Below are 23,625 nucleotides of genomic sequence, written 5' to 3' on the forward strand. Positions count from 1 at the left end.
TCGACCTCATGGAATTCACTCAACTCAGCCTCGAACTCGCCGAGGTATGTCGCCGCGCCGGCCAGTTCATTCGCCAGGAATCGGCTACGTTTCACCGCGGCCATATTGAAAGCAAAGGCGTACACGACCTGGTGTCGTATGTAGACAAGGAAACCGAAAAGCTGCTCGTGGCCGGGCTGCGGGAGGTGCTGCCGGAGGCCGGCTTCATCACCGAAGAAGGTACCGAGGGAGCCCACCGGGCCGAGGAATACAACTGGATTATTGACCCGCTCGATGGTACCACCAACTTCGTGCACGGGCTACCGGTGTACTCCGTAAGCGTGGGCCTGATTCGGGGGCAGGAACTGGTGGCAGGCGTGGTGTACGAAGTGGTGCGCGACGAATGTTTCCGGGCCGCCAAAGGCGCTGGGGCGTTCTGCAACAACACGCCCATCCACGTATCCGACGTACCCGACCTAAATAACGCTCTTATTGCCACAGGCTTTCCCTACACCGATTTCGGGCTGATGGGCGACTACCTGCAGGTGCTAGGCTCGTTTATGCGTAAGTCGCATGGGGTGCGGCGTCTTGGTTCCGCTGCCGTGGACCTTGCCTATGTGGCTGCCGGCCGCTTCGAAGGATTCTTCGAGTTCAACCTCAACTCCTATGATGTAGCGGCTGGCCTGCTCCTCGTAACGGAGGCTGGTGGCCGCACCACCGAGTTTCTGCAGGATGGCGACCCGCTCTTTGGCCGTCAGGTAGTAGCCAGCAACGGCCACGTACACCAAGAAATGCAGGCTACCATCCGGGAATACTGGAAGTAGCAAACTTTCCTTTGGCCTGCGTAGTTTTGTGGCTGTTATGTGGTTACAAACTTCCATCATTGTGCTGCTGTTTGCAGGCGCGGCGTTCTACGTGGGCCGGCTTTTCTGGCGGGCTTTCTTCGACAAAACCCAGGCGGGCTGCGCCAAAGGCTGCGGCGGCGCCTGCTCCACTATCGATGTAGACCGGTTGCAGCGTACCATTGAGCTGGCTGCGGCCCGCTCCGAGGCGAAATAGCCCGGTTCCGGCTTCCCGAAATTAAGACAACCCGCCCCCGTATCGGCCTCGTATAGCCGGTATGGGGGCGTTGCTATTCCCCCATCCCTACTGCGCTATTTCCCTCCCCCGAATACCACACAACCATGCAAGACAAAGAAGAAGAACGCTCGCTCGTTAACGTGGAGCACAAGCTCAACAAGGATGGCTTCACCGAGGATTTTCGCGTGATGGACGGCCGCCTGCACACCATCGGCAACGACCGGAGCAAAGGCTACTCGCCCAACGAGGTGACTATCGTAGACTTCTACCGTTTTGAGGGCGAAAGCAACCCCGACGATATGTCCATCCTTTACGCCATCCAAACCAACGACGGGGTGAAAGGCACTATTTCCACGGCCTTCGGTACCTACGCCGATTCTGATGTGGACGAGTTCCTGAGAACCGTGGAAGACCTCGGCAAAAACCTCAACAAAGGCCACAAATAGAGGAGCGTACCACCTCACAAAGCCCATGAGCCATTCCGCTTCCTGTTGAGGGGGCAGAATGGCTCATTCTTTTTCTTCCCCCGCCGGTTTTAGCCCCACACCTTGGTACCCTCGGTGCAGTTGCGGCACATGTCTATCTGGTCGCGGCCTTTGAGCAGCGAGGCCCGGAACTGGCGGTATTTGGTACCGTGCCAGAGCTGGCGGAAAGTCTGGGTTTTCAGGTCGCCGAGGCGGTACTCAGCATCCTTGTCGAAGCAGCACGGCACTACCAGCCCGTCCCAGGTGATGACGCAGCTGTGCCACATCTTCCAGCAGTGGTTGAGCAGGCGGTTTTTGATGCTCCAGGTGCCGTCCTGGTTGTTCTCGTAGCGCGAGTAGTAGTCGATGGTCGGAATCAGGGGGGAGCCGTGCTGGTAGTCGTAGATCTGAGCTGTCTTGAACCACACATCATCTACCCCCAGCTCGGCGGCCAGCTGCTTCGCCTCCTCCATCTGGTGCTCATTGGGCCGCACTACCAGAAACTGGAACACCACCCGCGGCGTCTGGCTTTTCAGCTCACGCCGCCATTTTATCAGGTTGCGGGTGCCTTCCAGCACTTTGTCCAGCTTGCCCCCCACGCGGTACTGCTGGTACACGTCCTGCGTGGTGCCGTCCAGGGAAATGATGAGCCGGTCGAGGCCGCTTTCCACGGTGCGGCGGGCATTATTGTCGTTGAGGTAGTGGGCGTTGGTGCTGGTAGCGGTATAGATGCCTTTGTCAGCCGCGTACTTCACCAGGTCCAGGAAATTGGGGTGCAGATACGGTTCGCCCTGGAAATAGAAAATCAGGTACCACAGCCGCGACGCTACCTCATCAATCGTTTTGCGGAACAGCTCGTCGGGGAGCATGCCGGTAGGGCGCGTAAAGGAGCGCAGGCCGCTGGGGCACTCGGGGCAGCGCAGGTTGCAGCTCGTCGTCGGCTCGAAGCTCAGAGCCACGGGCAGGCCCCAGTGCCGCGCCTTGCCCGTTAGCTTGCTCAGCGCGTAGCCGCCCACCACCTGCGCCGTATTCCAGACGCGGCGCGGCGTTGCTTTAGATAAGAAGTTGAGCGAGTCGGTAAGGAGAGAAGCCATGCGGGGGTAAAGGTACGGCGGCAGCGGTAGCGCGCACCTTCAAACAAAAACGCCCCCCGATGTTTCGGGAGGCGCTTTCATTATTCTGGTTGCAGCAACTGCTTTTACTTGGCTGTGGCTTCCGAAGTCAGCAGGCTGGTGTAGGTGCTGGCCTTGCCGAAAGACTGCTTGATTTCATCGACGGCCGCGCGGCTGCTCAGGCGCTTCGGCTTGGTATTCAGAAAGGTACCGTCCTCAGCCAGCAGAAAATAGGCTGGCACATCTTCTAGTGCATACGCTCGGGCAACCGGAGCGCGCAGGCCCCCTACGGCGCGTACATGCACGCCGGGCAGCCGCTTGCTTACTACCAGTTGTTTCCAGGCGCCTTCATTTTCATCAAGGGCAATGTTGAGGAATACGATGTTTTTGTCCTCAAACTTCTTGGCCAAATCAGCGGCATACGGCAGGTCGCGCAGGCTCAGGCCGCTGGTAGTGCGCCAGAAGTTGATGTATACCAGCTTGCCTCGGAAGTTTTGGAGGCTGATGGTGTCCCCTTTAGCAGTCGTCAGCTTGAAATCGGGCGCCATCGAGCCGATAGCAAAGGCCTTGTGCGTTTCGAAATCCTGGCGCAGTACCGGCGTGTAGCGGTTCTTACTGTCGACGTTTTTGTAGTCGGCCAGCATGGCCTCCGACTGCCGCACGTGCCCGAACCGGAACGACTCCTGCAGTACGCGACCCATAATGATAGGCCGCACACCGCCACTAAGCTGGTTCTTGGCCATGTCGTAGCACACCCGGTAGAAGTCGGGGTCGGAGCGCTGCTTGCCGGCCGCCGTGGCCAGGTGGTGGATGTAGTTGAGCAAAAACTCCTGGTACATCTCGCTCTGCATCGCCGCCTCGTTATTGACGATGCTCTTGTCGTTGAGAAACTCGTAGTACGAAGGCGACATTTTCAGGCGGCCCTCGGTGGCTACTACCTGCTCACGCAGGTCCTGAAAGGTCAGCTTGTCGTTGGCGTAGCTGTAGTCAATTTCGGCCTGTGCGTATTTGCGGAAAGCGTCGCTGAACTTGTTATCCTCGACGGCATTCTTCAGAAACTTCTGCTCCTCCTTGCGGCGGTACTCCAGAAACGACACAAAACCAGCCTCATACAGCATGATGTTGTCGGGCAGCACCTGAAAGCCGTCGTTTTCGATAAACTGCTCATCCAGATCCGAGAGGTAGGTATTGGCTTCCGCGCCTCGGCCTTTGTAGCGTACCGAACCGGGCAGGTCGCTGCCTCGGAAGCGGATTTCAAGCGCGTCGCCGGGCTCTAGAAACAGGTCGGCGACGTCGTCCCCATATACTAGGTCGGCGCGGGCAGGACCGTCGAGCTTCAGCGCCATCCGGAACTCGCCTTTGTCGTCGAGGCGGGCATACGTAATCTGCTCCTTGAGGTCGAGCGGATTCTCGCGCACCGATACGGCCACCGTATCATTCGTTCGGCCGCTTACCTTGCCCGTCAGGGTTACGGTGCCCTGAGCCAACGCTGCTGAAGACAGGGCCGTCAGGCCAGCGGCCAGAAGCCACCCGGAAAGAAAACGAATAGAGTACGACATCGGAGCAAGTAGTTCAGGCAGATAGCGTCAGAAACTGCCGCGAAAACGCCCGGAGGATATATGCACCTCTTCACATCATTCGCGGTAAAAGTCAATTCCTGTACCGAAGATACGGCTTTTAGGTTGTGATAGTCCAATCCATTTGCTCCCTTTTTTTCGTACCCGCCACTCGCCGGCTAGCTTTTGCAGGTATTATCCAAACAAACCCTCCAATACTTCATCCAGCCTCCCCGCCGGCTGCACCCGGATGCCGTAACGGGCCAGATCGAGGCCGCGGGCGTTGAACTGCGAGATGTACATTTCAGCAAAGCCAAGCTTCTCAGCTTCACTCAGGCGCTGGTCGAGGCGGCTCACAGCCCTGATTTCGCCGCTCAGGCCCACTTCTGCGGCCAAGCATACCTCCCCGCGAATAGCGACATCGTTCAGGGAGCTGACCACAGCGGCGCACACGGCCAGGTCCAAAGCAGGGTCGTCGAGGCGCAGGCCGCCGGCAATGTTCAGGAATACGTCGTGCTGGCCCAGGCGCAGGCCGCTGCGCTTTTCCAGCACGGCCAGCAGCATCTGCAATCGTTTGGTATCGAAGCCAGTAGAGCTGCGCTGGGGCGTGCCATAGGTGGCGGGCGTCACGAGGGCCTGCACCTCCACCAGCAGCGGCCGGTTGCCTTCCAGCGTGGCCCCGATGGCCATACCGCTCAGGCTTTCGGAGCGCTGGCTGAGCAGAATTTCGGAGGGGTTGCTCACCTGCCGCAGGCCCGTACCCTGCATTTCGTAGATGCCCAGCTCGGAGGTAGAGCCAAACCGGTTCTTGATGGTGCGCAGAATGCGGTAGCTCAGGTGCCGGTCGCCCTCAAACTGCAGCACCGTATCCACCATGTGCTCCAGAATTTTGGGGCCGGCAATGGAGCCATCCTTTGTAATATGGCCGATGAGCAGCACCGGCACGCTGGTTTCCTTGGCGTACTTGAGCAGCTCGGTGGTGCACTCGCGCACCTGGCTCACCGACCCGGCGCCGGCCTCTACCAAGCCCGAATGCAGCGTCTGGATAGAATCGACGATAACGACATTGGGCTGCAGCGCGTCAATCTGCTTGAAGATATTCTGGGTGTTGGTTTCGGTGAGGATGTAGCAGTTGGGGTGTTGCTCACCCAGCCGCTCAGCCCGCATCTTTATCTGCTGCTCACTCTCTTCGCCCGAAATGTAGAGCACCTTCATCTGGGTGAGGCTCATGGCAATCTGGAGCATGAGCGTGCTTTTACCGATGCCCGGCTCGCCGCCGATGAGCACCAAAGAGCCTGGCACCAGCCCGCCACCCAGCACCCGGTTCAGTTCGCCGTCGTTGGTATCAAAGCGCGACTCCTCTTCAAAGTGAATCTCGCTGATGACCCGGGGCTTGGCGGCTTTGGTGGTGCCTACCGTGGTAGATGCTTTCCAGGCGCCGGCCACCTTGGTGTCTTCCTTCTGGATAACTTCTTCCACGTAGGTATTCCACTCGCCACAGCTGGGGCAGCGTCCTATCCATTTGGCACTTTGGGCGCCACAGTTCTGGCAGAAATAGAGAGTTTTGAGCTTAGCCATTCTCAGAGGTTGGGATAAAAGATGGTAATGCTTCCGGCTGCTAAAAAGTTTGGCAAGAACGGGGTTTTTAGCCGTTTCGGCGCGGCTTTTTAATCGGGTCGTGGCGGGGCCAAAGGCCGGCGGGCGGGGGTTGGACAGTGGCTCGGGCCGCGTGAGTAACTGAGCGGCGGCGCACAACTCGCAGCCCCATTTATCTGGCGGCAGATGCGTTTTATAGCAAAATTTCAATATAAATATGTAGCATCTCAGATTCCCGGTATATTTGTTCGCTAATTCCTCTTCCTTTCATTCTGTATACATGAAACACTCTTACCGTCTGTTGCTGGGGTTTGGCCTCAGCGGACTGGCTCTTACGGCGCAGGCTCAGACCGGGGCCGTAGGCGTAGGCACCGCCACCCCCGATGCTAACGCCGCCCTCGACATTTCGGCGGGTACGGGCGCCAACAAGGGTCTGCTGGTACCGCGCCTGACGGAAGCCCAGCGCACGGCCCTTACTACCACCAGCCAGGGCATGCTCGTGTACCAGACCAACGGCACGCAGCCGGGCTTCTGGTACTTTCAGAGTGGACAATGGCTGCCGCTAGGCATTGGCTCGGGCACGGGCGCCCAAAGCTGGCTGCGCGCCGGCAATGCCGGCACCAATCCAGCCACCGACTTTCTGGGCACGACCAACGCGCAGGACCTTGTGCTGCGCACCAACAACACGGAGAAGCTCCGCCTCGACATCGACGGCACGCAGTTCGCCACCTCGGCCAAAGGCATTGTGCTAAACCAGGCCGATGCACCGCTCATTACGCGCGGCTGGGACAAGTTTACCTCGGGGGCTTACAACGGCCTGGGCCGCTGGGGCGTGTTTATGGAAGCCAACACGCTCACGTTTGGGGTACCGGCCATAGGCGGCAAGCAGTTTCAGTGGGTGAGCTATGATGCTACCTCTGCCCGCAACACCACCTTCATGACCCTGAGCCAGGAAGGCCGCCTGGGTATTGGCACCACGCCGGCCCTCACCCTAGACGCCCTTGGTTCGCTGGGCATGCGCAACGGGGCCGCCTGGGACCACCTCTACTTCACCCACGACGGAGGCACAGCCTTTATGAATGCTGGTGGCGCTGAAAACGGACTGGCCCTGCGCGTAGGCAGCGGTAGCCAGGGCAGCTACGGCGACCCCACCCAGAACTACCGCGACGTAATGCGCCTGCTGCCCAACGGCAACGTCGGTATTGGCGTCACGAGCCCGGCGCAGGCACTGGAAGTAAACGGGGGCATTTCGGCCGCCACGTTCAATGCCATCAGCAAGCAGGGCGCGTTTCTGCAGTGGAACCGCACCAACGGCGACGGCGAAACCTGGCTGCTGAACCAGCAGGGCCTGGGCGGAGCCAACGCGGGCATCCGGTTTGGTAGCGCAACGCAGGCGAATGCCGTAACCGAATGGGCGCGTTTCCTGAACAACGGCAACTTGGGCCTTGGCACCACCAACCCCGGCGCGAAGCTGGAAGTAGCCGGCCAGGTGAAGATTACGGGCGGCGCACCCGGCGCGGGCAAAGTTCTGACCTCCGACGGCAGCGGCCTGGCCACGTGGCAGACTCCGGCGGCCAGCACCACAGCCACCAACATCCAGACGACCAGCACCCTGGCCGTTCCCAGCACCGGCAACGCAGCCCTGGCTCCTACCACGGGCGTCGTGATTCTGACAGACAACACCAACGTCAGCAACGGCACCATTACGCTGGGCGCCGGCACCAACGGCCAGACGCTGCTGGTCACCAACCTCGATGCGCAGGCCGTGAGTTTGATCAGCACGAGCGGCACAGGCAACCTGTTGCCCAATTTCGCGGCGCAGTTCGTGTACATCGTGAATGGCAGCACCAACGGCTGGTTCCGCGTCAACTAATCTTTCCTCCTCCCGACTTTTCCTCTCTACTTACATGAGACTAATTGCTACTCCCGCCGGCATCGTACCGGCTTCCAGCCATGCTCCCCAGGCCGAGCCCGAGCGCCGCGGCTGGCTCAAGCGCCTCGGCGCCCTCATTGGGGGCAGCCTGCTGGCGGGTACTGCCGCCGCCGGCACCCGTGGCACGGCCTCGGTGCAGGGCGAGTACGTTTACATTGGCGAAATCATCATGTTTGCCGGCAATTTTCCGCCCAGGGGCTACGCCTTCTGTGATGGCCAGATTTTGGCAATTGCGCAAAACACCGCCCTCTTCTCTCTTCTGGGGACGACATACGGCGGCAATGGCCAGACCACCTTTGCCCTACCCGACCTGCGCGGCCGGTTTCCCATGCACGCAGGCCAGGGCCCGGGGCTGAGCCCGCACAACCTGGGCGAAAGAGCCGGCGTTGAGAATGTGACGCTGACTATCAATCAGATGCCGCTCCACAACCACACTATGGGCGGTGCCGCGGCTACTACCAGTCCCGGCAACACCAACAACCCCAGCGGGGCCCTGCTGGCCAATGATGGTGCCGGGGGCGCACAGTACGCTACCGGCGTCAGTTCTAACGCTACACTGGCCGGCGGCTCAACCAACGCTGCCGGCGGCAGCCAGCCGCACGACAATATGCCCCCCTATCAATGCATTAATTTCTGCATTGCGCTGGAAGGCATCTATCCGTCCCGGAATTAAGGCTTTATCTCTATGAAGCCACTCTACTCATCATTGATCCTAAGCCTAGCAGCCGGCCCGCTGGCCGCTCAGGGGCTGACCAACAACGGCGGCATTGTGGCGGTGCAGGCCGGCGCAACGCTCTACGTATCCGGCACGCTCGACAATAAGGCGGGCAGCACATTCTCGAATGCCGGCACCACGCAGGTAGGCGGCGACCTAACCAACGCCGGCACGCTTACCTCAGCTGGGCTGGTGCGCCTAGTGGGCACCACCAACCAAACCCTGAGCCCCGGCGGGGCCAGCCTCGCGCAGCTGGAAGCGGCCAATACCGGCGCGGCCGGCCAGAACGTGGTGAGCGTGCCCACGGACCTGCCCATCACGCAGCAGCTCACGCTCACGAGCGGCATGGTCCGGACTGCTGTGGCCGCTACCATCAGCCTGCCCAGCACCGCTACCGTAACCGGCGAAGCGCCCGGTCGCTACGTGCAAGGCAACCTGCAGGTGACGCGCACCGGCGTCAACAGCACGACCGACTTCGGTAACGGCGCCACGCTCAACCCCGGCAACAACATCGGTACCGTAACCGTGAAACGCACAGCCGGACTGCTGCTGCCCAACGTGAGCTACGGCCAGAACAACGCCCTGCCCGCGCTACAAGGCATCGACCGGATCTGGAGCATCACGAGCAGCAACAACCCTAACTCTGCAGTAGCCGTGGTGCTAAGCTGGCTTCCCGAAAACGACCACAACCTGAGCAGCTTTGCCCAGGCGCAGGCGTGGCGAGCTACCAGCGCTACCACCTGGGCCAAAGCCGGCGCACAGGCCGCAGCTGCCACTACGGCCACTAACCGCACCTTCTCGTTCAGCACAGCCGTGCTGGGCGTGCTTACGGTGAGCAACGCCGCCAACCCGCTGCCAGTGGAGTTGATTGAGTTCACAGCAGAGCGCCAGGGCGACGACGGCCTGCTGCGCTGGGCTACGGCCTCGGAGAAAAACAATGACCGGTTTGAGGTGGAGGCCAGCGCCGACGGTAGCACCTTCCGCCGCATCGGGCAGGTGCAGGGCCACGGCACCACCTCCCAGCGCCACGACTACCGCCTGCTGGACCTTAACCTAGCCCGCTACCAGGCCAGCCCGGTATACTACCGCCTCCGCCAGGTCGACCAGGATGGCACCGAAACCCTCTCGCCTGTCCGGACGGTGCAGGTGCCCGGCGCTACTCCGAAGCTGCTGGCCGAAACCTTCCCCAACCCGCACCACGCTGGCAAGCTCACGCTGCGCGTGCAGGCACTGGAGGCCGGCTTCGTAACGCTGAAGGTGCATGAGGCCACGGGCCGGGTGCTGTGGCAGGAAACGCGAGCCGTACAGGCCGGCTGGAATGAGCAGCCCCTCTCCCGCGCCGCCGAGCTGCCCGCCGGCCTCTACCTGCTGAGTGTGCAGCAGGCCGGCCAGCAACAGGTTGTGAAGCTGGTGCGCGAGTAATTGCCGCTATTACAAGCTATTAGAAAGCGCCTCCTGCATGGAGGCGCTTTTTTTGTTGGGCTTCGCCACCATTATCACGACAATATTCTGATATGCTGACGTATCCCGCGCCAAACCTGCCCGCGCTTGTGTATCTTCCTGCCACGCTTCATTCTATCTCCATCTGAACCCAACCTCTACTCCTGCTTTCTGCATGAAACACCTTCACTCCCTGGGGCTGGCGGCCCTGCTGGGACTGGCTCCGCTGCTGGCTTCGGCCCAGCCGGCCCAGCCCGCCGGCCGCTACGCCCTGCAGTTGGCCTCGGGCCCGGTAACCCCAGTTCCCAACGGCACCGAATGGCTCCAGCAGCCTGCCACCGCTCCTTCTGACGCGTGGCAGGGCCAGGTGTTTCGGGTGTTGCAGTTTGAGCAGTTGCCTACCGCCGCCCAAAAAGCTGCCTTGGCGGCCGCTGGCGTGCGCCTTTTCGATTACCTGCCCCGCAACGCCTGGACGGCTTCGCTGCCCGCTACGCTCAGCCACCAACGGCTGGCAGGGCTCGGGCTACGGAGTGTGCAACCCGTAGCGCCCACCTGGAAGCTGGCCGGCGACCTAGCCCGCAACGTTATTCCGGACCACATGCGGCGGGGCAGCTTAGTGGAGGTGAACGTGCAGTATTATGCCACCATCACGCCCAGCCAAGCGGCCCAGGCCCTGCGCCAGACGGAGTGGCAGGAAGCCGGCAAGCCGATGTTCGACCAGCAGCTGCGGGTACTATGCCGCGCAGCCGATATTGCTCGCATTGCGGCGCTGCCCTGGGTGAGTGCCGTGGAGCCTGCTACGCCACCCGCTGAGCCCGAAAACTTCCGGGGCCGTACCGACCACCGCGCCAACGCCATCAGCACCGACTACGGCGCCGGCCGCCACTACGACGGGCGCGGCGTGACCGTAGGCCATGGCGACGACGGCCGCATCGGGCCGCACATCGATTACCAAGGCCGCTTCGACCAAAGTGCCGCCGGGGCCAGCCAAGGCAACCACGGCGACCATGTGGCCGGCATTATTATGGGGGCCGGCAACATGGACCCACGGGTGCGCGGCAACGCTACGGCGGCCTTCAACCTATACTACTCCTACCCTGGCAACCTCAACAACACGCCCACGGCATACGCCGGCGCCCGGCGCATGCGCGTGACCAACTCCAGCTACGGCGACGGCAACAACGCGGGCTACACCAGCTTCACGCGCACCATGGACCAGCAGACACGTCAGCGGCCCTATCTGCTGCACGTGTTTTCGTCGGGTAATTCGGGGACGTCTGACTTCGGCTACGGCGCAGGCGCGGGCTGGGGCAACATCACGGGCGGCCACAAGATGGGCAAGAACGTCATGACCGTGGGCAACGTGCTGTATACTGATGCCCTGGCCGGCAGCAGCAGCCGTGGGCCGGCCAAAGACGGCCGCATCAAGCCCGACGTATGCGCCGTGGGTACCAGCGTCACCTCTACCGTCGACCCTAATACCTACGCCGTATTTACGGGCACCAGCATGGCCTGCCCCGGTGTAGCGGGCGTTACGGCTCAGTTGGTGCAGGCGTACCGTTCGCTCAACACCCAGCAGGAAGCTCCTACGGCGCTGCTGAAAGCGGCCCTCATGAATACTGCCGAAGACCTCGGCAACCCCGGCCCCGACTTCCGCTTTGGCTACGGCCGCGTGAATGCGCTGCGCGCCGTGCGGGTGCTGGAGCAACGCACCTATCTGAAGGATTCCCTGACCACGGGCCAGACCAAAACCCACACTATTGCGGTGCCTGCCGGCAAAAAGCAGTTTCGGGTGATGGTGTACTGGCACGATTACGAGGCGGCTGTCAATTCCACTTCCAACCTTGTAAATGACCTGAACATGCAGGTGGCCGCGCCCAATGGCACCAGCTACCTGCCCTGGGTGCTCGACCACCGGCCCACTGTGGCCCAGCTTAATGCCAACGCCATCCGGGCCCGCGACTCCATCAACAACGTGGAGCAGGTGACGCTGGATGAAACTCCGGCCGGCACCTATACCGTAACCGTGCGCGGCGCAGCCGTACCGCAAGGTCCGCAGACGTACTATCTGGTATACAGCTACATCGAGGATGGCGTGGAGCTGACCTACCCGCTGGGTGGAGAAGGATTTGTGCCCGGCGAAGCCGAAGTACTACGCTGGGATGCTCCCACTGGCACTGGCACTTTTGCGCTGGACTACACCACCGACAACGGAGCTACCTGGCTGCCCATTGCGCCTGCTGTGGCCGCCACCGCCCGTCATTTCGACTGGACCGTGCCAGCTGGTGTGGCCTCAGGCCGCGTGAAAGTGCGCGTGACCCGCGGCAGTGCCAGCAGCCAATCAGTGGTGCCGCTTACTATTTCGCCGCTGCCCGGCAACCTGCGCCTGGGCTACGTGTGCCAGAATACCGTGAAGCTGCAATGGGACACTCTTACAACAGCCTCGGCCTATGTGGTATATAAGCTGGGCGCCGAGTACATGGATTCTGTAACGACCGTGACGCGCACTTCTGTGGTGCTGACCGGTGTGGGTGCCGGTGCCGAGCAGTGGTACAGCATCCAGCCTATTCGGGCGTCGGATGGGTTGCGTGGCCGCCGTACGCGGGCCCTGAACCAGCCGGCCCTGCTCAACAACTGCCCCGGCCCGCCACTCATTGCCTTCCAGGCCAGCCGCACGCTGGTGTGCCCCGGCATACCCATTACCCTCACTGACCGAAGCCAGTCGCAGCCGACTACCTGGGCCTGGAGCATCACGCCCAGCACGGGCGTAACGTTTGTGGGAGGCACCACTGCCGCCTCGCAAAACCCGCAGGTGCAGTTCAGCACGCCCGGTACCTATAGCGTAACCCTGCTGGCCAGCAATAGCTACGGCCCCACTACGCTCACGCAAAGCGCCCTGATTACCGTCACGAACGGACAGGCGCTGCCGTTGGCCCAGAACTTCACGACCAGCACGTTCCCGCCCGCCGGCTGGGAGGTCCAGAACCCCAGCTCCAACTTCACCTGGCAGCTGAGCGCCCAGAGCATTATGGGCCCGGATACGCTGTTGCGCCCTGTGCCCATGGTGGAAGACTACTCCGACAACGTGCGCGGCGCTGAGGACTACCTCGTTACGCCTCCCCTGGACCTGAGCGGCCGCCCAACCGGCACCAACAGTCTGCAGCTCAACTTCTGGGTAGCCTACGCCGCCTATAGCGCCACGTATTTCGACGGTATCCGGGTGGATGTAAGCACTGACTGCGGCGCTACGTTCCAGCCTACGGGCTACCTGAAGCGCGGCACGGCGCTGGCCACTGTCACCGGTTTCCAGACCTCGCAGTGGGCCCCGAGCAGCCCCGCCGACTGGCGCCAGGAAACCGTGGACCTCTCCAGCCTACTGGCCGCCGGCGGTCCGTCCCGGATTCTGGTGCGCTTCGCCAACATCAACGACTATGGCAACAACGTGTATCTGACCAATGTACGCCTGCGCACAGCCGTCGTGACGGGTACGGCCGCTGCTCGCAATGCCAATCTGGGCCTTGTGGGGGCTTATCCGGTACCATTCAGCCAGGAACTGCACGTGCAGCTGGCACCTACAAGCAGCGGCGCGGCCACCTTGGTTCTGCTTGATGCGCTGGGCCGCCAGGTAAGCCGCGAGGTGCTGACGCTCCGCACCGGTGTGCCCCAGCAGCACAAGCTGGCCACCGGCGCACTGCCGGCCGGCGTCTACACGCTCCGCCTGCTCACGCCAGCTGGCAGCCAGCAGCTGAAAGTGGTAAAGTAATTTCCCTTCCTGCTCGTCTTACTGGAAAGCGCCTCTATCGGGGCGCTTTCTTTTTTGCCCGCTACTGAGTCCGTGAACTTGCGGACTGCAAAGCCCTTCGCGCCAGCAGGATTGCCCTGGTTGTATAGTACCTTAGTTACGTCCTGATTTGTACCGCCATGCCTACGACCCTCACATACACCGATCTGGCCATTGTGCCCACCTTCGCCGACCTGCCTGCGGAGGTGACCGACTGGCTGCTGGCCCATGGTGAGCGGCGCGCTTTTGCCCCGAATGAGGTAATAGTGGAGCCCGGTTCGGCCGCCGAGTACATGATGGCCGTGCTGGCGGGCGGGCTGCAGTTTTTTGCCATTCGCAACGGGCAGCGTGAGCCGGCTTTCCGGGTGGAAGCGGGCCATATCAGCGGGGTGCTACCTTACTCTCGCCTACAAACGCTAAAAGCACAAGGCATAGCCATCGGCGACACGGTGGTGTTTCTGCTGCACCGCCAGCTGTTTCCGGAGCTGGAGCAAGTCAGCCCGGAGCTGGTGCAGCGACTTGTGGGCCTGATGAGCGACCGGGCCCGCCTGGAAGCCCGCAGCCAGGAGCGCGACGACAAGCTGCGGGCGCTGGGCAAGCTTTCGGCCGGCCTCGCCCACGAGCTCAACAACCCTGCCGCCGCCATTGTGCGCGCCGCGGAGGCCCTGGCCCAGCGCGTCAACACGGCTCCCGACCTGCTCTGCGGCCTGCTCCGATATTGCCCCGAACCCGAACACCTCAACGGCCTGATGGCTCTGGCCAACACCCCGCCACCCACTGGCACGCCTCTTTCCGGCTTGGCCCGTGCCGACCAGGAAGACGAGCTGATTGACTGGCTGGAGGCGCAGCAGGTCACCGACTCCTACCAGCTGGCTGATGGGCTGCTGACGGCGGGCCTCTCGGTGGCCCAGCTGGAGCAGGCCGCCGCGCCGCTGCCCGCTCCGGCCCGGCCGGCCGCGCTGGCGTGGCTGGAAGCCCAGCTCACTACGCTACGCCTCATTCATGATGTGCAGGAAGCCGGTAGTCGCATCAGCACGCTGGTGGGCAACGTGAAGACCTACAGCCACATGGACCGGGGCGGAGAGTATGCGCCGCTGGACGTGCACACCGGCCTCGACAGCACCGTGAACATGCTCAGCTACCAACTCCGCACCAAAAACATCCGGCTCGTGCGCGACTATGCCCCCGACCTGCCCCGGGTGCGCGGGCAGGTAAGCAGCCTCAACCAGGTCTGGACCAATCTCCTCGACAACGCCATTGATGCGCTGCCGCCCGGCGGCGAAATCACGCTCCGCACTCGGCTCGACGGGGATTTTGTGCACGTGTCCGTCATCGATAATGGTCCCGGTATACCGGCCGATATTCTGCCGCGGGTGCTGGAACCGTTCTTCACTACCAAACCTGCCGGCGAAGGCAGCGGCCTCGGCCTCGATATTGCCCTGCGTACCTTGGAAGCCCACAGCGGCAAGCTGGAAGTGCGCTCCGACCCCGGCCACACCGAGTTCTGTGCTTGGCTGCCGGCCGGCAGCTAGCAGGGAATAACGCCGCTTTTTCCGTCAACAGTACAGTCTTCCACTCCACACTCCCTGGGTATGGCCACCGATAAAAAACCGATTCTGCTGTGTGTTGATGATGACCCGCAGGTGCTGAATGCCATTGACCGGGACCTGCGCCAGGAGTTTCGCAAAGACTACCGGGTAGTGCGGGCGGCCTCCGGCGAAGAAGCCCTGGCCACGCTGCACGAGCTGCGGGCCCGCGAAGAAACCCTGGCCCTCGTGCTGGCCGACCAGCGCATGCCCGGTATGGAAGGCGTGGAGCTGCTGGCCGAAGCCCGCACTATCTTCCCCGATGCCAAGCGCGTGTTGCTCACGGCCTACGCCGATACGGAAGCCGCCATCCGGGCCATCAACAACGCCCGCCTCGACCACTACCTGATGAAGCCCTGGGACCCGCCGCAGCAGCTGCTCTATCCCACGCTCCATGATCTGCTAGCGGCCTGGCAGCGTGCCTACCGCCCGCCGTACCGCGGGGTGCGGCTGATGGGGTTCCAATGGTCGCCGCTGTCCCACGACCTGAAGGACTTTCTGGCCGGCTATATGGTGGCGTATCAGTGGCTGGACTTTGAGACGAGCCCCGAGGCACAGGCGCTGCTGGCCGCAAAAAGCCTGACAGCGGCCGACCTGCCGGTGGTGGTGCTGGAAGATGGCACCGCCCTGCCGCGCCCCTCTCCCACCGATATTGCCACCCGCATCGGGCTGAATGTGCAGGCCTCGCAGGACCTGTATGATGTGGTGGTGATTGGGGCCGGCCCTTCGGGGCTGGCGGCGGCAGTATACGGAGCATCGGAAGGGCTGAAAACCCTCATTATCGAGCGGCAGACCCCTGGCGGGCAGGCCGGCACCAGCTCCCGCATCGAAAACTACCTGGGCTTCCCGACGGGCCTGAGCGGCTCTGAGCTGGCCCACCGCGCCTGGACGCAGGCCGTGCGCCTCGGCGCCGAGTTTCTGGCACCTCAGGCCGTCACGGAGCTATGCGTGCAGGATGGCTATAAGGTCCTGACCCTTACCGATGGCAGCAAAGTGAGCACCCGGGCCGTGGTCCTGACTACCGGCGTGAGCTACCGCACGCTGGAAGTGCCCGGCATCGACCGGCTGAGCGGCGCGGGCGTGTATTACGGCGCGGCACGCACCGAGGCCCGCTCCTGCGAAGAGCAGGACGTGTATATTGTGGGAGGCGGCAACTCGGCGGGGCAGGCGGCTATGTATCTGGCCACGTACGCCCGCAAGGTGTTCATCGTCATTCGAGGAGCTTCGCTGGCGGCCTCCATGTCGGCGTATCTGATTGAGCAGATTGGCAATACGTCCAACATTGAAATTCTGCCTTTCACGGAAATAGCGGAAGTATGCGGGCAGGATCATCTGGAAAAAGTAGTGCTGAAAAGCCACGGGCAACTGACTGAGCGGCCGGCGCGGGCGCTGTTCGTATTCATCGGGGCCAAGCCCAGCACCGAGTGGGTCTGCGACGTGGTGCTGTGCGACGGCAAAGGCTTCGTGCTGACGGGCCGCGACCTGGTAACGGATCCGCGCTACGCCGACAGCTGGAAACACCGCCGGGAGCCGTTTCTGCTCGAAACCTGCGTGCCCGGCGTTTTCGCGGCCGGCGACAGCCGGGCCGGCGCTATGGCCCGCGTGGCATCGGCGGTGGGCGAAGGGTCGATGGCCATCAAATTCGTCCATCAATATCTCGACGAATAAACAGACCAATAGCATTGACATAAATCGGCTCGGAGGCAGCCTTATGAGTTGCTCCGGGCCGATTTACGGTATAACGCCAGCTACATCTCCCCGGAAACGCAAAAAAAAATCAACCTGCCTTCGGAATTGATTTTGGCCTCAAACGTATCAACAGCCACATCCTGACGGAAACGTTTCCTGCTGAAAAGGTCGGTATAGGAGTAGAAACAGGCTTTTTGAAAAACAAGCAGCTGCCTCGGCTAGTATATACCCGTGGGCCTACCGGGTATGGCGGGCCCGTGTGCCACCCAATGTGGTTTCTGCCCTATGCCTTCTTCTACCTTGCTTCCTTTGCGCCGGCTCTCTGTAGCGGCCGCGGCAGCTTTCCTGTTCAGCGGCTGTGAGCTGCTTGAATTCAGCCCCAGTGATTTTCGCGGCCCCGAAAGCCAGACGAATCTGACCCAGAAAAACCTAGACCGCCTTGCCGAGCACCCGTTGCCTGCCGGCGATACGCTCAGGTTTGTATTTACCGGCGACTCCCAGCGCTTCTACGACCAAGCCGAGTCGCTGGTGGAGAGTGTGAACCAGCAGCCGGGCCTGTCATTGATGGTTGTGGCCGGCGACATTTCTGATTTTGGGCTGGCCCGCGAGATGCGCTGGGTTGATAAGCGCCTGCGCAAGCTCAACATTCCCTACCTCACCGTCATCGGCAACCACGATCATGTGGGCAACGGCCGCGCCGCCTACCAGCACATTTTCGGGCCTTTGAACTACTCGTTTGTCTACGGCGACACCAAGTTTATCATGGTGGATACCAACAGCCGCGAATACAACTTCAACGGCCGCATTCCGGATCTGCCCTGGGTGCAGCAGCAGGTGAGCGACCTGCAGGGGGCCAAGCGGCAGGTGGTCATGTCGCATGTGCCGCCGCAGGACCTGGATTTCGACCAGAACCTCATGCCCGACTATACCCGCATGCTGGCTGAAGCCCCGAAGCTGGCCTTCGAGTTGAACGGGCACCGCCACGATTTCAGCATTGGGGAGCCTTTCGGTGACGGTGTAACCTATATCAATTCCTACGCCTTCGAGGAGAATCAGTACGTGATTCTGACGCTGTGGAACGACGCCGACGACAAGCCGCAGTTCCGGCTGAAAAAGGTCCAGTTCTGATGCGGTTTCTAGTTACAGCCCTACTGTCGGCAAGCACCATAACCGCGCTGGCCCAGGAAAACACATCGGCTTCTGCTGAACCGCTGCCCTGGTACCGGCCACGCCACCTGATTGCGCAGACGGCGGGCGGCATGGGCATGGTAGCGGTGGGGGCCGGCTACAGCTTCTGGCGCGACCGGGCCGAAGCCGACCTGCTGCTGGGCTACGTCCCCGAGAAGTATGCCGGCTCTACCCTTTCCATTGCCACGGCCAAGTTCCTTTACAGTCCTTTCACGGTTCCGCTCAGCGAAAAGCTGCAGCTCCGGCCTCTCACGGTGGGCGTTTATGTGAGCTATACCCATGGCCTCATCAACGACGAGGCCATGGGGCAGTACACCAAAGGCTACTACTGGTTTTCGACGGATACGCGGGTGGGGCCGCTGTTGGGGGGGCGCCTCAGCTACCTGCGGCAACCTTCGCCCCAGGGACACTCCCGCCGCATTTCCGCGTATTACGAGCTGGGCACCAACGACTTGTACCTGTTCAGCATTGTGCCAAACGCCAACTATAAATCTCTAAGCCCGTTAGACCTGCTGACGCTGGGCCTGGGGGTGAAGATGGAGTTTTAGCACCGCATCCCGGCAGGCTATTTCCTCACGCCGCTGATTTTGAGCTATGAAGCAGCTTTCCACTATTTGCCGGAGCGTGGCGGGTATGCTGCTGCTGCACTCCGGGGTGGTCACCGCCCAGGATGCCGCACCAGCCAGCCTTCCGGCCGCCCGCAATGTTCCGTTTTTTCTGAGCCTGCAGATTGGGGGCGGGGCCGGAATGGTAGCCTTTGGCGGGGGAGTGCGCCTGGCCGGGCAGCGCCTGGAACCCGAAGTGCTGGTAGGCCACGTACCGCGCCGCTTCAGCGGTCAGCCGCTCACCATTTTCACGTTCAAAACCACCTACCTGCCCATCAACCCCAGCCTGGGCCAGCGCTGGCGGGCCAGCCCCGCGTTTGGAGGCTATGTGAACTATACCAGTGGCGCTACGCTGCTGGATAGCCACCAGTCCGGCAAGTATCCTAAGCACTACTACTGGTTTTCTACCAAAGTCCGCACGGGCGTATTTTTTTCGCCGAGAGTGTCGTATGCCGGTATCCGCACGCCTGAGCGGCCGGCGCCACCGCAAGTAGCGGCTTATGCCGAGCTAGGCACCAACGACCTCTACTTTCTAAGCCACACGACCAACAAGCACGCGCCCGCCCTTACCGAAATTATGACTCTCGGGTTCGGCACTAAAGTAGCTTGGTAGAACCGGGCAGGCTAAGCTGAGCCTAGAGCAGCGGCTTATTGTACGCCCTGCAGATAGGCTTGGCGGGCTTCGTTCAGCAGCCTCAGAATGGTGGAGCGCTGCCGCAGCAGGTTTTCCATAACGGGACGTTGGTGCCGGAACAGACGCAGGGCACGCAACCGCCGCAGCCGGCTGGCCAGCTTGTTGGCATAATACAGCGCATAGAAGCCGGTAGGGGCCAGGCTCAGGCCGTAGAGTAGCGTCCAGCGCCAGTCCTGAGTGAAATGGTGCACAAGCGAAATCTGGGCCGCGTATCCGAGGCTGAACGTTATCATACCCACTACCAGCATGATAGGCGCCACAAACTCCACTTCTTTGGTAGCACGTTTGGCTACCATGGACGGCAGCTTGTAGGGCAGATAGTTGTTCAGCGCGCCATACAGATACACTGGCAGGCCCAGCGCCAGTTGTAGCCCGGCCTTGATGGCACGCGTAGTCCGGGTATCGGCCCGGCCAGTGCGCTCCAGGGCTTCATCGTTGATTTTCAGGCGTTTTAAGTTTTTCAGGTAAGCCGCCAGCTTCTCCCGGACTTCGCCCAGGTGTCCGGGGTCGTGCTTCTCGAAGTAAGCCACGGCCTGCAGCAGGTTGCGGCTGAGCTGGAAATTGTCGTAGAGCGTACGGGGGTCGTCCTCGATGAGGTGGCCAGTAAACGTGCTTTCCAGCTGCTGCACCAGCTCATCCTCGGCCGCGTCGCGCGTGATGATGAGGCGCTGCTCCAGGTGCCGTCGGATATCCTCGGTAAGCTGGTCGGCGGCGGCGGTGGGGTCCTGGTAGTACGCGGCGGCATAGTCAGCCACCCGGATGGGTGGGGCCACGTTGATCAGCACATCCGACCGGAAGCGCTGCGGATCGAAGTAGTTGATGCCCACCGGCAGCACCCGCAGCCCCAGCTTGAAATTGTGGCGGGCTTCGGCGCCCAGCGCAATGCGGGCGGCTCCGGTTTTGAGCGGCCGCAGGCGCCGCTCACTCACGCTGGTGCCTTCCGGAAAGATCATAACCGTGCCGCCGTCGCCCAGGTAGTCGTAGCATTTGCCGAAAGTGGCCTCGTTCTGGGCCGCCAGCTCTTCGGGCGTCACGGCTTCGGCGCCGGTTTCCACATCCTGGCGCCGATAGATAGGAATAGAGTTGCCGGAAGTCAGCACGGCCTTCGACACGGGGTTCTTAAAAAACGTGCTTTTGGCCAAAAACGCAATGGCTTGGCGCCGGTTGGCGGCCACTACCAGCGGGTCCATGAGCGTGTTGGGGTGGTTGCTCACCATCAGCAGTGGCCCCGGCGTCTGGAGCCGGTCCCGGTGGCGGATTTCGAGGCGACGGAAGAACACGCGCAGGGCAACCTGCACGAGGGGCTTCATGACGGTGTAGAAGAGCATAGACAGCAAGTACGGTGGAACTTAACAGATGACCACTATTCGGGCAGCCGGCCTGCCACAATTATTGCCGGGCTTCCGCCAACTGCCTCTGCCCGGCGCACCGTATACAACCCGATATGCGCTACTGCTACTTTCTTTTTGCACTGCTGCTGGCCGTTTTCCCCAGCCAGGGCCAGGCCCCGAAAACTACTGCTGCCACTGAAAAGGAGGTGCTTGGCAAAGCCACCCAGCTGATGCAGGACCGCCAGTACGAGTCGGCCTGGAAGCTGCTCAACGGCTTCGACCCCAAGCACCGCCGGCCGGCTGTGGCCCTCCAGCAAACCGAGTTGGCCCTGAACTACCACCTGCGCAGCCGCGAGCTGGAAGGCTTCGGCTTCGTGGACCTGAAACCGCTGGAGCGGCTCGACTCGCTGCGGGCCAAGTATACGCGGGCGGCCATCCGGTACCCGTTTGCGGTGGAGCTGGTGCTGAAAAACCTGCTGAAACAGTATCCGGCCAACTACAAGCTTCACCGGGCCCTGGCCGACTACTACTACCAGGTAGAGCAGTGCCAGTGCGCCGAAGCCGACAAGTCGCCAGCCACGCTGTATGCGCTGATGGCCCGGTACTACACGGTTGCGCACCAGCACGGCCTGGGCGACTATAGCTCCTACTACAAGCTGGGCTACGCCCGCCTGAGTCAGGCCCGGATTGCCGAAAGCGTACCGCTTTTTCAGCGCGCCATCAAGCTCCGCCCCGATTATGCCCTGGCGCATTTTCAGCTGGCGTATAGCTACACCGAGCTGAAGAAGCTCACCAAAGCGCTGGAAGAAGCCCGCACGGCCGCCCGCCTCGCCGACACTCCGGAACTGAAATACGACGCCAACTTCGTGGCCTCCGAACTGGAGCGACGTCTGGGCATCAGCTCATCTGGCCCAAAAGCCGAGCCGACGAAGAAGCCCTGAAACCGATAGCTGTCGGGAGCTTGCTGCTCAGGCGTAAAACCAGGCAGCAGGCTCCCGACAACTGCAGTCAGCCTTTCAACATCGTTACCGCTCTACCGCTACCTCGCTGCTCAGCTCGGTTGCGCGCTGCACCAGCTCCCGAAACTCAGCCCGAGAGCCGTCAGCATCCGGACCCGTTACGCTTCGGGCCAGCGCAGCGGTGTTTTGCCAAGTGGCAGAGCCGCTGTATCTGGAATGGCGCAGCAGCAGGCCAAACTGGGTCACTGCCGCCGCAAAACGCAGATTGTCCGAGGCTTGCGCAATGGGCTCGTCGAAGCGGGTGCCGCGTACAGGCAGCGTGAGCAGCCGGCTGGGGCTGCCCTGCGGCTCCTGGTATCGCAGCTTCACGGTGAGCAGTTCGTTGCCGGCGGTAGCGGGGCCAGCCGTGGTTGGTTGCTGGTATTTCAGCGGGTCGATGGTGGCGGTGGTAGCGGCCGGCGCACCCATAGGCACTACTTCGTAGAGGGCCGTTACCTGCTGGCCCGCGCCCAGCTCGCCGGCATCTTTGCGGTCATCGTTGAAGTCCTCGGCGGCCAAGAGGCGGTTTTCGTAGCCCAGCAGCCGGTACTCGCGCACCCGGGCCGGGTTGAACTCGACCTGTACTTTCACGTCTTTGGCCAGCGTGAACAGCGTACCGCCGAACTGGCTTACCAACACGCGTTGGGCTTCGCCTAAGTTGTCGATATAGGCATAGTTACCGTTGCCTTGGTCGGCCAGCAGCTCCATCCAGCTATCCTGCAGGTTGCCGCTCCCAAACCCCAGCACCGACAGAAACACGCCCGATTCGCGCTCCTGCGTTACGAGCCGTTCCATGTCGGCGTCAGACTGCTCGCCCACGTTGAAGTCGCCATCGGTGGCCAGGATGATGCGGTTGTTGCCGCCGGCCCGGAAATGCTGGCGGGCCACCTGGTAAGCCAGCCGCAGGCCCTGCCCGCCCGCCGTGGACCCGCCAGCTTCCAGCTCATCCAGCGCCTTCAGAACAGTCTCCGAATCGGAGCCCGGCGTGGGGGGCAGCACCAGCCCCGCCGCCCCGGCATACACCACAATCGACACATAATCCTGGGGCCGCAGCGCCTTCTGCACCAGCTCCCGCAACGATTCTTTCAGTAGCGGCAGCTTATCAGAGTCGGCCATCGAGCCCGACACATCCAGCAGAAACACCAAGTTGGCGGGCGGCAGGTTTTCCGTTGAGACCTGCTTGCCCTGCACACCCACCAATACCAGCTGGTGCGCCGGGTTCCAGGGGCAGGCGGCTACTTCGGCATTCAGCGAGGCCGGCCCGGAGGTGGGTTGCGGATACGAGTAGGGGAAATAATTCACCAGCTCTTCCAGCCGCACGGCATCGGGCGGAGGCAGCTGGCGGTCCTGGGTCAGAAAGCGGCGCACATTGGCATAGGAGGCTTTATCCACGTCAATAGCGAAGGTGCTTAGCGGGTTGCGCCGGGCATCCAGAAACGGGTTTTCGTGGATAACGGCGTAGTTCTCGCGGCTTTCCGGCGCAGGAGTATCGGCGGCTTTGGCGGCGGCATCGGGCGCGGCGGCCGGTTCGGCGGCGGTTTCCACCTGTTCTGTTACGGCCATGTTTTCGGTAGAGTATTGGTGGCAGGCGGGCAATAGCCACACGCCAGCCAGCAGCCCGCACAGGGGCAGCAAGCGGTTCAGTTTCATCAGGACAGGAAGTGTGAAGGATGAAAAAGCCTCACCCGAACAAGTGCGCTGCACATGCTGCCCGCCGCAACTCGCGACCTTACGTGGGGCAGTTCTGCCGTTCGGTTTCCTTCGCGACGGAAACAACGCAACTAGCAGAGTCAGCGCGGCCGGCTCTGTGAGCCGGGCCTTCGGTGAAGAGAATAGACAAGCGGCGCCGCCTGTGTGTCTTTATGCAGCAAGGCCAGC

At 61.9% G+C, this 23,625-nt stretch carries 18 protein-coding genes; 13 read left to right on the forward strand and 5 right to left on the reverse strand.

What is annotated here, in order from left to right:
• Positions 1-8: 8 nt before the first annotated feature.
• The 3 genes from IC231_RS00080 to IC231_RS00090 all read left to right on the forward strand — a co-directional run bounded on the left by IC231_RS00080 (position 9) and on the right by IC231_RS00090 (position 1,505).
• Entirely contained in the window at positions 9-803 is a 795-nt protein-coding gene (locus tag IC231_RS00080; protein ID WP_190782608.1) for an inositol monophosphatase family protein, read from the forward strand.
• 37 nt (positions 804-840) lie between these two features.
• Complete coding sequence (locus IC231_RS00085) at positions 841-1,038, forward strand: FeoB-associated Cys-rich membrane protein (protein WP_190782609.1); 198 nt, start codon at positions 841-843, stop codon at positions 1,036-1,038.
• 125 nt (positions 1,039-1,163) lie between these two features.
• Positions 1,164-1,505, forward strand: a complete 342-nt coding sequence (locus IC231_RS00090) for a hypothetical protein (protein WP_190782610.1) — start codon at positions 1,164-1,166, stop codon at positions 1,503-1,505.
• Between the two features lie 89 nt (positions 1,506-1,594).
• Here the strand turns inward: IC231_RS00090 and IC231_RS00095 are convergent, their stop codons facing one another.
• From IC231_RS00095 to radA, 3 genes are all read right to left on the reverse strand, one after another.
• On the reverse strand, positions 1,595-2,617 hold the full coding sequence (locus IC231_RS00095) for an SPASM domain-containing protein (protein ID WP_190782611.1): 1,023 nt from the start codon (positions 2,615-2,617) through the stop codon (positions 1,595-1,597).
• 104 nt (positions 2,618-2,721) lie between these two features.
• Complete coding sequence (locus tag IC231_RS00100) at positions 2,722-4,194, reverse strand: TlpA family protein disulfide reductase (RefSeq protein ID WP_190782612.1); 1,473 nt, start codon at positions 4,192-4,194, stop codon at positions 2,722-2,724.
• Between the two features lie 192 nt (positions 4,195-4,386).
• Entirely contained in the window at positions 4,387-5,769 is a 1,383-nt protein-coding gene (radA, locus tag IC231_RS00105; protein WP_190782613.1) for a DNA repair protein RadA, read from the reverse strand.
• Positions 5,770-6,067: 298 nt separating this feature from the next.
• Here radA and IC231_RS00110 point away from each other — a divergent pair, with 298 nt between their 5' ends.
• The 9 genes from IC231_RS00110 (at position 6,068) to IC231_RS00150 (ending at position 19,337) form a co-directional block, all read left to right on the forward strand.
• Positions 6,068-7,660, forward strand: a complete 1,593-nt coding sequence (locus tag IC231_RS00110; RefSeq protein ID WP_190782614.1) for a hypothetical protein — start codon at positions 6,068-6,070, stop codon at positions 7,658-7,660.
• Between the two features lie 34 nt (positions 7,661-7,694).
• Entirely contained in the window at positions 7,695-8,393 is a 699-nt protein-coding gene (locus tag IC231_RS00115) for a phage tail protein (RefSeq protein ID WP_317173241.1), read from the forward strand.
• A gap of 12 nt (positions 8,394-8,405) precedes the next feature.
• Positions 8,406-9,857 (forward strand): T9SS type A sorting domain-containing protein, encoded by a 1,452-nt coding sequence (locus IC231_RS00120; protein WP_190782615.1) that lies wholly within the window; start codon positions 8,406-8,408, stop codon positions 9,855-9,857.
• 193 nt (positions 9,858-10,050) lie between these two features.
• Positions 10,051-13,638 (forward strand): S8 family serine peptidase, encoded by a 3,588-nt coding sequence (locus tag IC231_RS00125; protein WP_190782616.1) that lies wholly within the window; start codon positions 10,051-10,053, stop codon positions 13,636-13,638.
• A 158-nt stretch (positions 13,639-13,796) separates the two neighbouring features.
• Positions 13,797-15,188, forward strand: a complete 1,392-nt coding sequence (locus IC231_RS00130; RefSeq protein WP_190782617.1) for a sensor histidine kinase — start codon at positions 13,797-13,799, stop codon at positions 15,186-15,188.
• Positions 15,189-15,248: 60 nt separating this feature from the next.
• A complete protein-coding gene (locus tag IC231_RS00135; protein ID WP_190782618.1) occupies positions 15,249-16,910 on the forward strand; it encodes an FAD-dependent oxidoreductase in 1,662 nt (553 codons plus the stop codon).
• A gap of 330 nt (positions 16,911-17,240) precedes the next feature.
• The gene (locus tag IC231_RS00140; RefSeq protein WP_211538785.1) at positions 17,241-18,059 is read left to right on the forward strand and encodes a metallophosphoesterase family protein; all 819 of its coding nucleotides are present in this window, start codon (positions 17,241-17,243) and stop codon (positions 18,057-18,059) included.
• Positions 18,059-18,667, forward strand: a complete 609-nt coding sequence (locus tag IC231_RS00145; protein WP_190782620.1) for a hypothetical protein — start codon at positions 18,059-18,061, stop codon at positions 18,665-18,667. Before IC231_RS00140 ends, IC231_RS00145 begins: the two co-directional genes overlap by 1 nt.
• A gap of 46 nt (positions 18,668-18,713) precedes the next feature.
• Positions 18,714-19,337, forward strand: coding sequence for a hypothetical protein (locus IC231_RS00150; RefSeq protein WP_190782621.1), 624 nt, complete (start codon positions 18,714-18,716; stop codon positions 19,335-19,337).
• A gap of 35 nt (positions 19,338-19,372) precedes the next feature.
• Here IC231_RS00150 and IC231_RS00155 read toward each other — a convergent pair whose 3' ends face one another.
• Positions 19,373-20,746 carry a lysophospholipid acyltransferase family protein gene (locus tag IC231_RS00155; protein ID WP_190782622.1) on the reverse strand — a complete coding sequence of 458 codons (1,374 nt, stop codon included), beginning with the start codon at positions 20,744-20,746 and terminating at the stop codon, positions 19,373-19,375.
• A 116-nt stretch (positions 20,747-20,862) separates the two neighbouring features.
• Here IC231_RS00155 and IC231_RS00160 point away from each other — a divergent pair, with 116 nt between their 5' ends.
• A complete protein-coding gene (locus tag IC231_RS00160; protein ID WP_190782623.1) occupies positions 20,863-21,690 on the forward strand; it encodes a tetratricopeptide repeat protein in 828 nt (275 codons plus the stop codon).
• Between the two features lie 84 nt (positions 21,691-21,774).
• On the opposite strand, the gene IC231_RS00165 is transcribed toward IC231_RS00160, so the two are convergent.
• Positions 21,775-23,397 carry a vWA domain-containing protein gene (locus IC231_RS00165; RefSeq protein ID WP_190782624.1) on the reverse strand — a complete coding sequence of 541 codons (1,623 nt, stop codon included), beginning with the start codon at positions 23,395-23,397 and terminating at the stop codon, positions 21,775-21,777.
• Positions 23,398-23,625: the final 228 nt, after the last annotated feature.

Source organism: Hymenobacter duratus (assembly GCF_014698995.1).
GTDB lineage: Bacteria > Bacteroidota > Bacteroidia > Cytophagales > Hymenobacteraceae > Hymenobacter > Hymenobacter duratus.

Bases quoted from the DNA above. Each gene is read 5' to 3' on its own strand.
- IC231_RS00095 (WP_190782611.1), bottom strand. From the start codon at position 2,617: ATGGCTTCTCTCCTTACCGACTCGCTCAACTTCTTATCTAAAGCAACG.
- radA (WP_190782613.1), bottom strand. From the start codon at position 5,769: ATGGCTAAGCTCAAAACTCTCTATTTCTGCCAGAACTGTGGCGCCCAA.
- IC231_RS00120 (WP_190782615.1), top strand. From the start codon at position 8,406: ATGAAGCCACTCTACTCATCATTGATCCTAAGCCTAGCAGCCGGCCCG.
- IC231_RS00110 (WP_190782614.1), top strand. From the start codon at position 6,068: ATGAAACACTCTTACCGTCTGTTGCTGGGGTTTGGCCTCAGCGGACTG.
- IC231_RS00090 (WP_190782610.1), top strand. From the start codon at position 1,164: ATGCAAGACAAAGAAGAAGAACGCTCGCTCGTTAACGTGGAGCACAAG.
- IC231_RS00165 (WP_190782624.1), bottom strand. From the start codon at position 23,397: ATGAAACTGAACCGCTTGCTGCCCCTGTGCGGGCTGCTGGCTGGCGTG.
- IC231_RS00150 (WP_190782621.1), top strand. From the start codon at position 18,714: ATGAAGCAGCTTTCCACTATTTGCCGGAGCGTGGCGGGTATGCTGCTG.
- IC231_RS00155 (WP_190782622.1), bottom strand. From the start codon at position 20,746: ATGCTCTTCTACACCGTCATGAAGCCCCTCGTGCAGGTTGCCCTGCGC.
- IC231_RS00115 (WP_317173241.1), top strand. From the start codon at position 7,695: ATGAGACTAATTGCTACTCCCGCCGGCATCGTACCGGCTTCCAGCCAT.
- IC231_RS00135 (WP_190782618.1), top strand. From the start codon at position 15,249: ATGGCCACCGATAAAAAACCGATTCTGCTGTGTGTTGATGATGACCCG.
- IC231_RS00145 (WP_190782620.1), top strand. From the start codon at position 18,059: ATGCGGTTTCTAGTTACAGCCCTACTGTCGGCAAGCACCATAACCGCG.
- IC231_RS00125 (WP_190782616.1), top strand. From the start codon at position 10,051: ATGAAACACCTTCACTCCCTGGGGCTGGCGGCCCTGCTGGGACTGGCT.
- IC231_RS00100 (WP_190782612.1), bottom strand. From the start codon at position 4,194: ATGTCGTACTCTATTCGTTTTCTTTCCGGGTGGCTTCTGGCCGCTGGC.
- IC231_RS00160 (WP_190782623.1), top strand. From the start codon at position 20,863: ATGCGCTACTGCTACTTTCTTTTTGCACTGCTGCTGGCCGTTTTCCCC.
- IC231_RS00080 (WP_190782608.1), top strand. From the start codon at position 9: ATGGAATTCACTCAACTCAGCCTCGAACTCGCCGAGGTATGTCGCCGC.
- IC231_RS00130 (WP_190782617.1), top strand. From the start codon at position 13,797: ATGCCTACGACCCTCACATACACCGATCTGGCCATTGTGCCCACCTTC.
- IC231_RS00085 (WP_190782609.1), top strand. From the start codon at position 841: ATGTGGTTACAAACTTCCATCATTGTGCTGCTGTTTGCAGGCGCGGCG.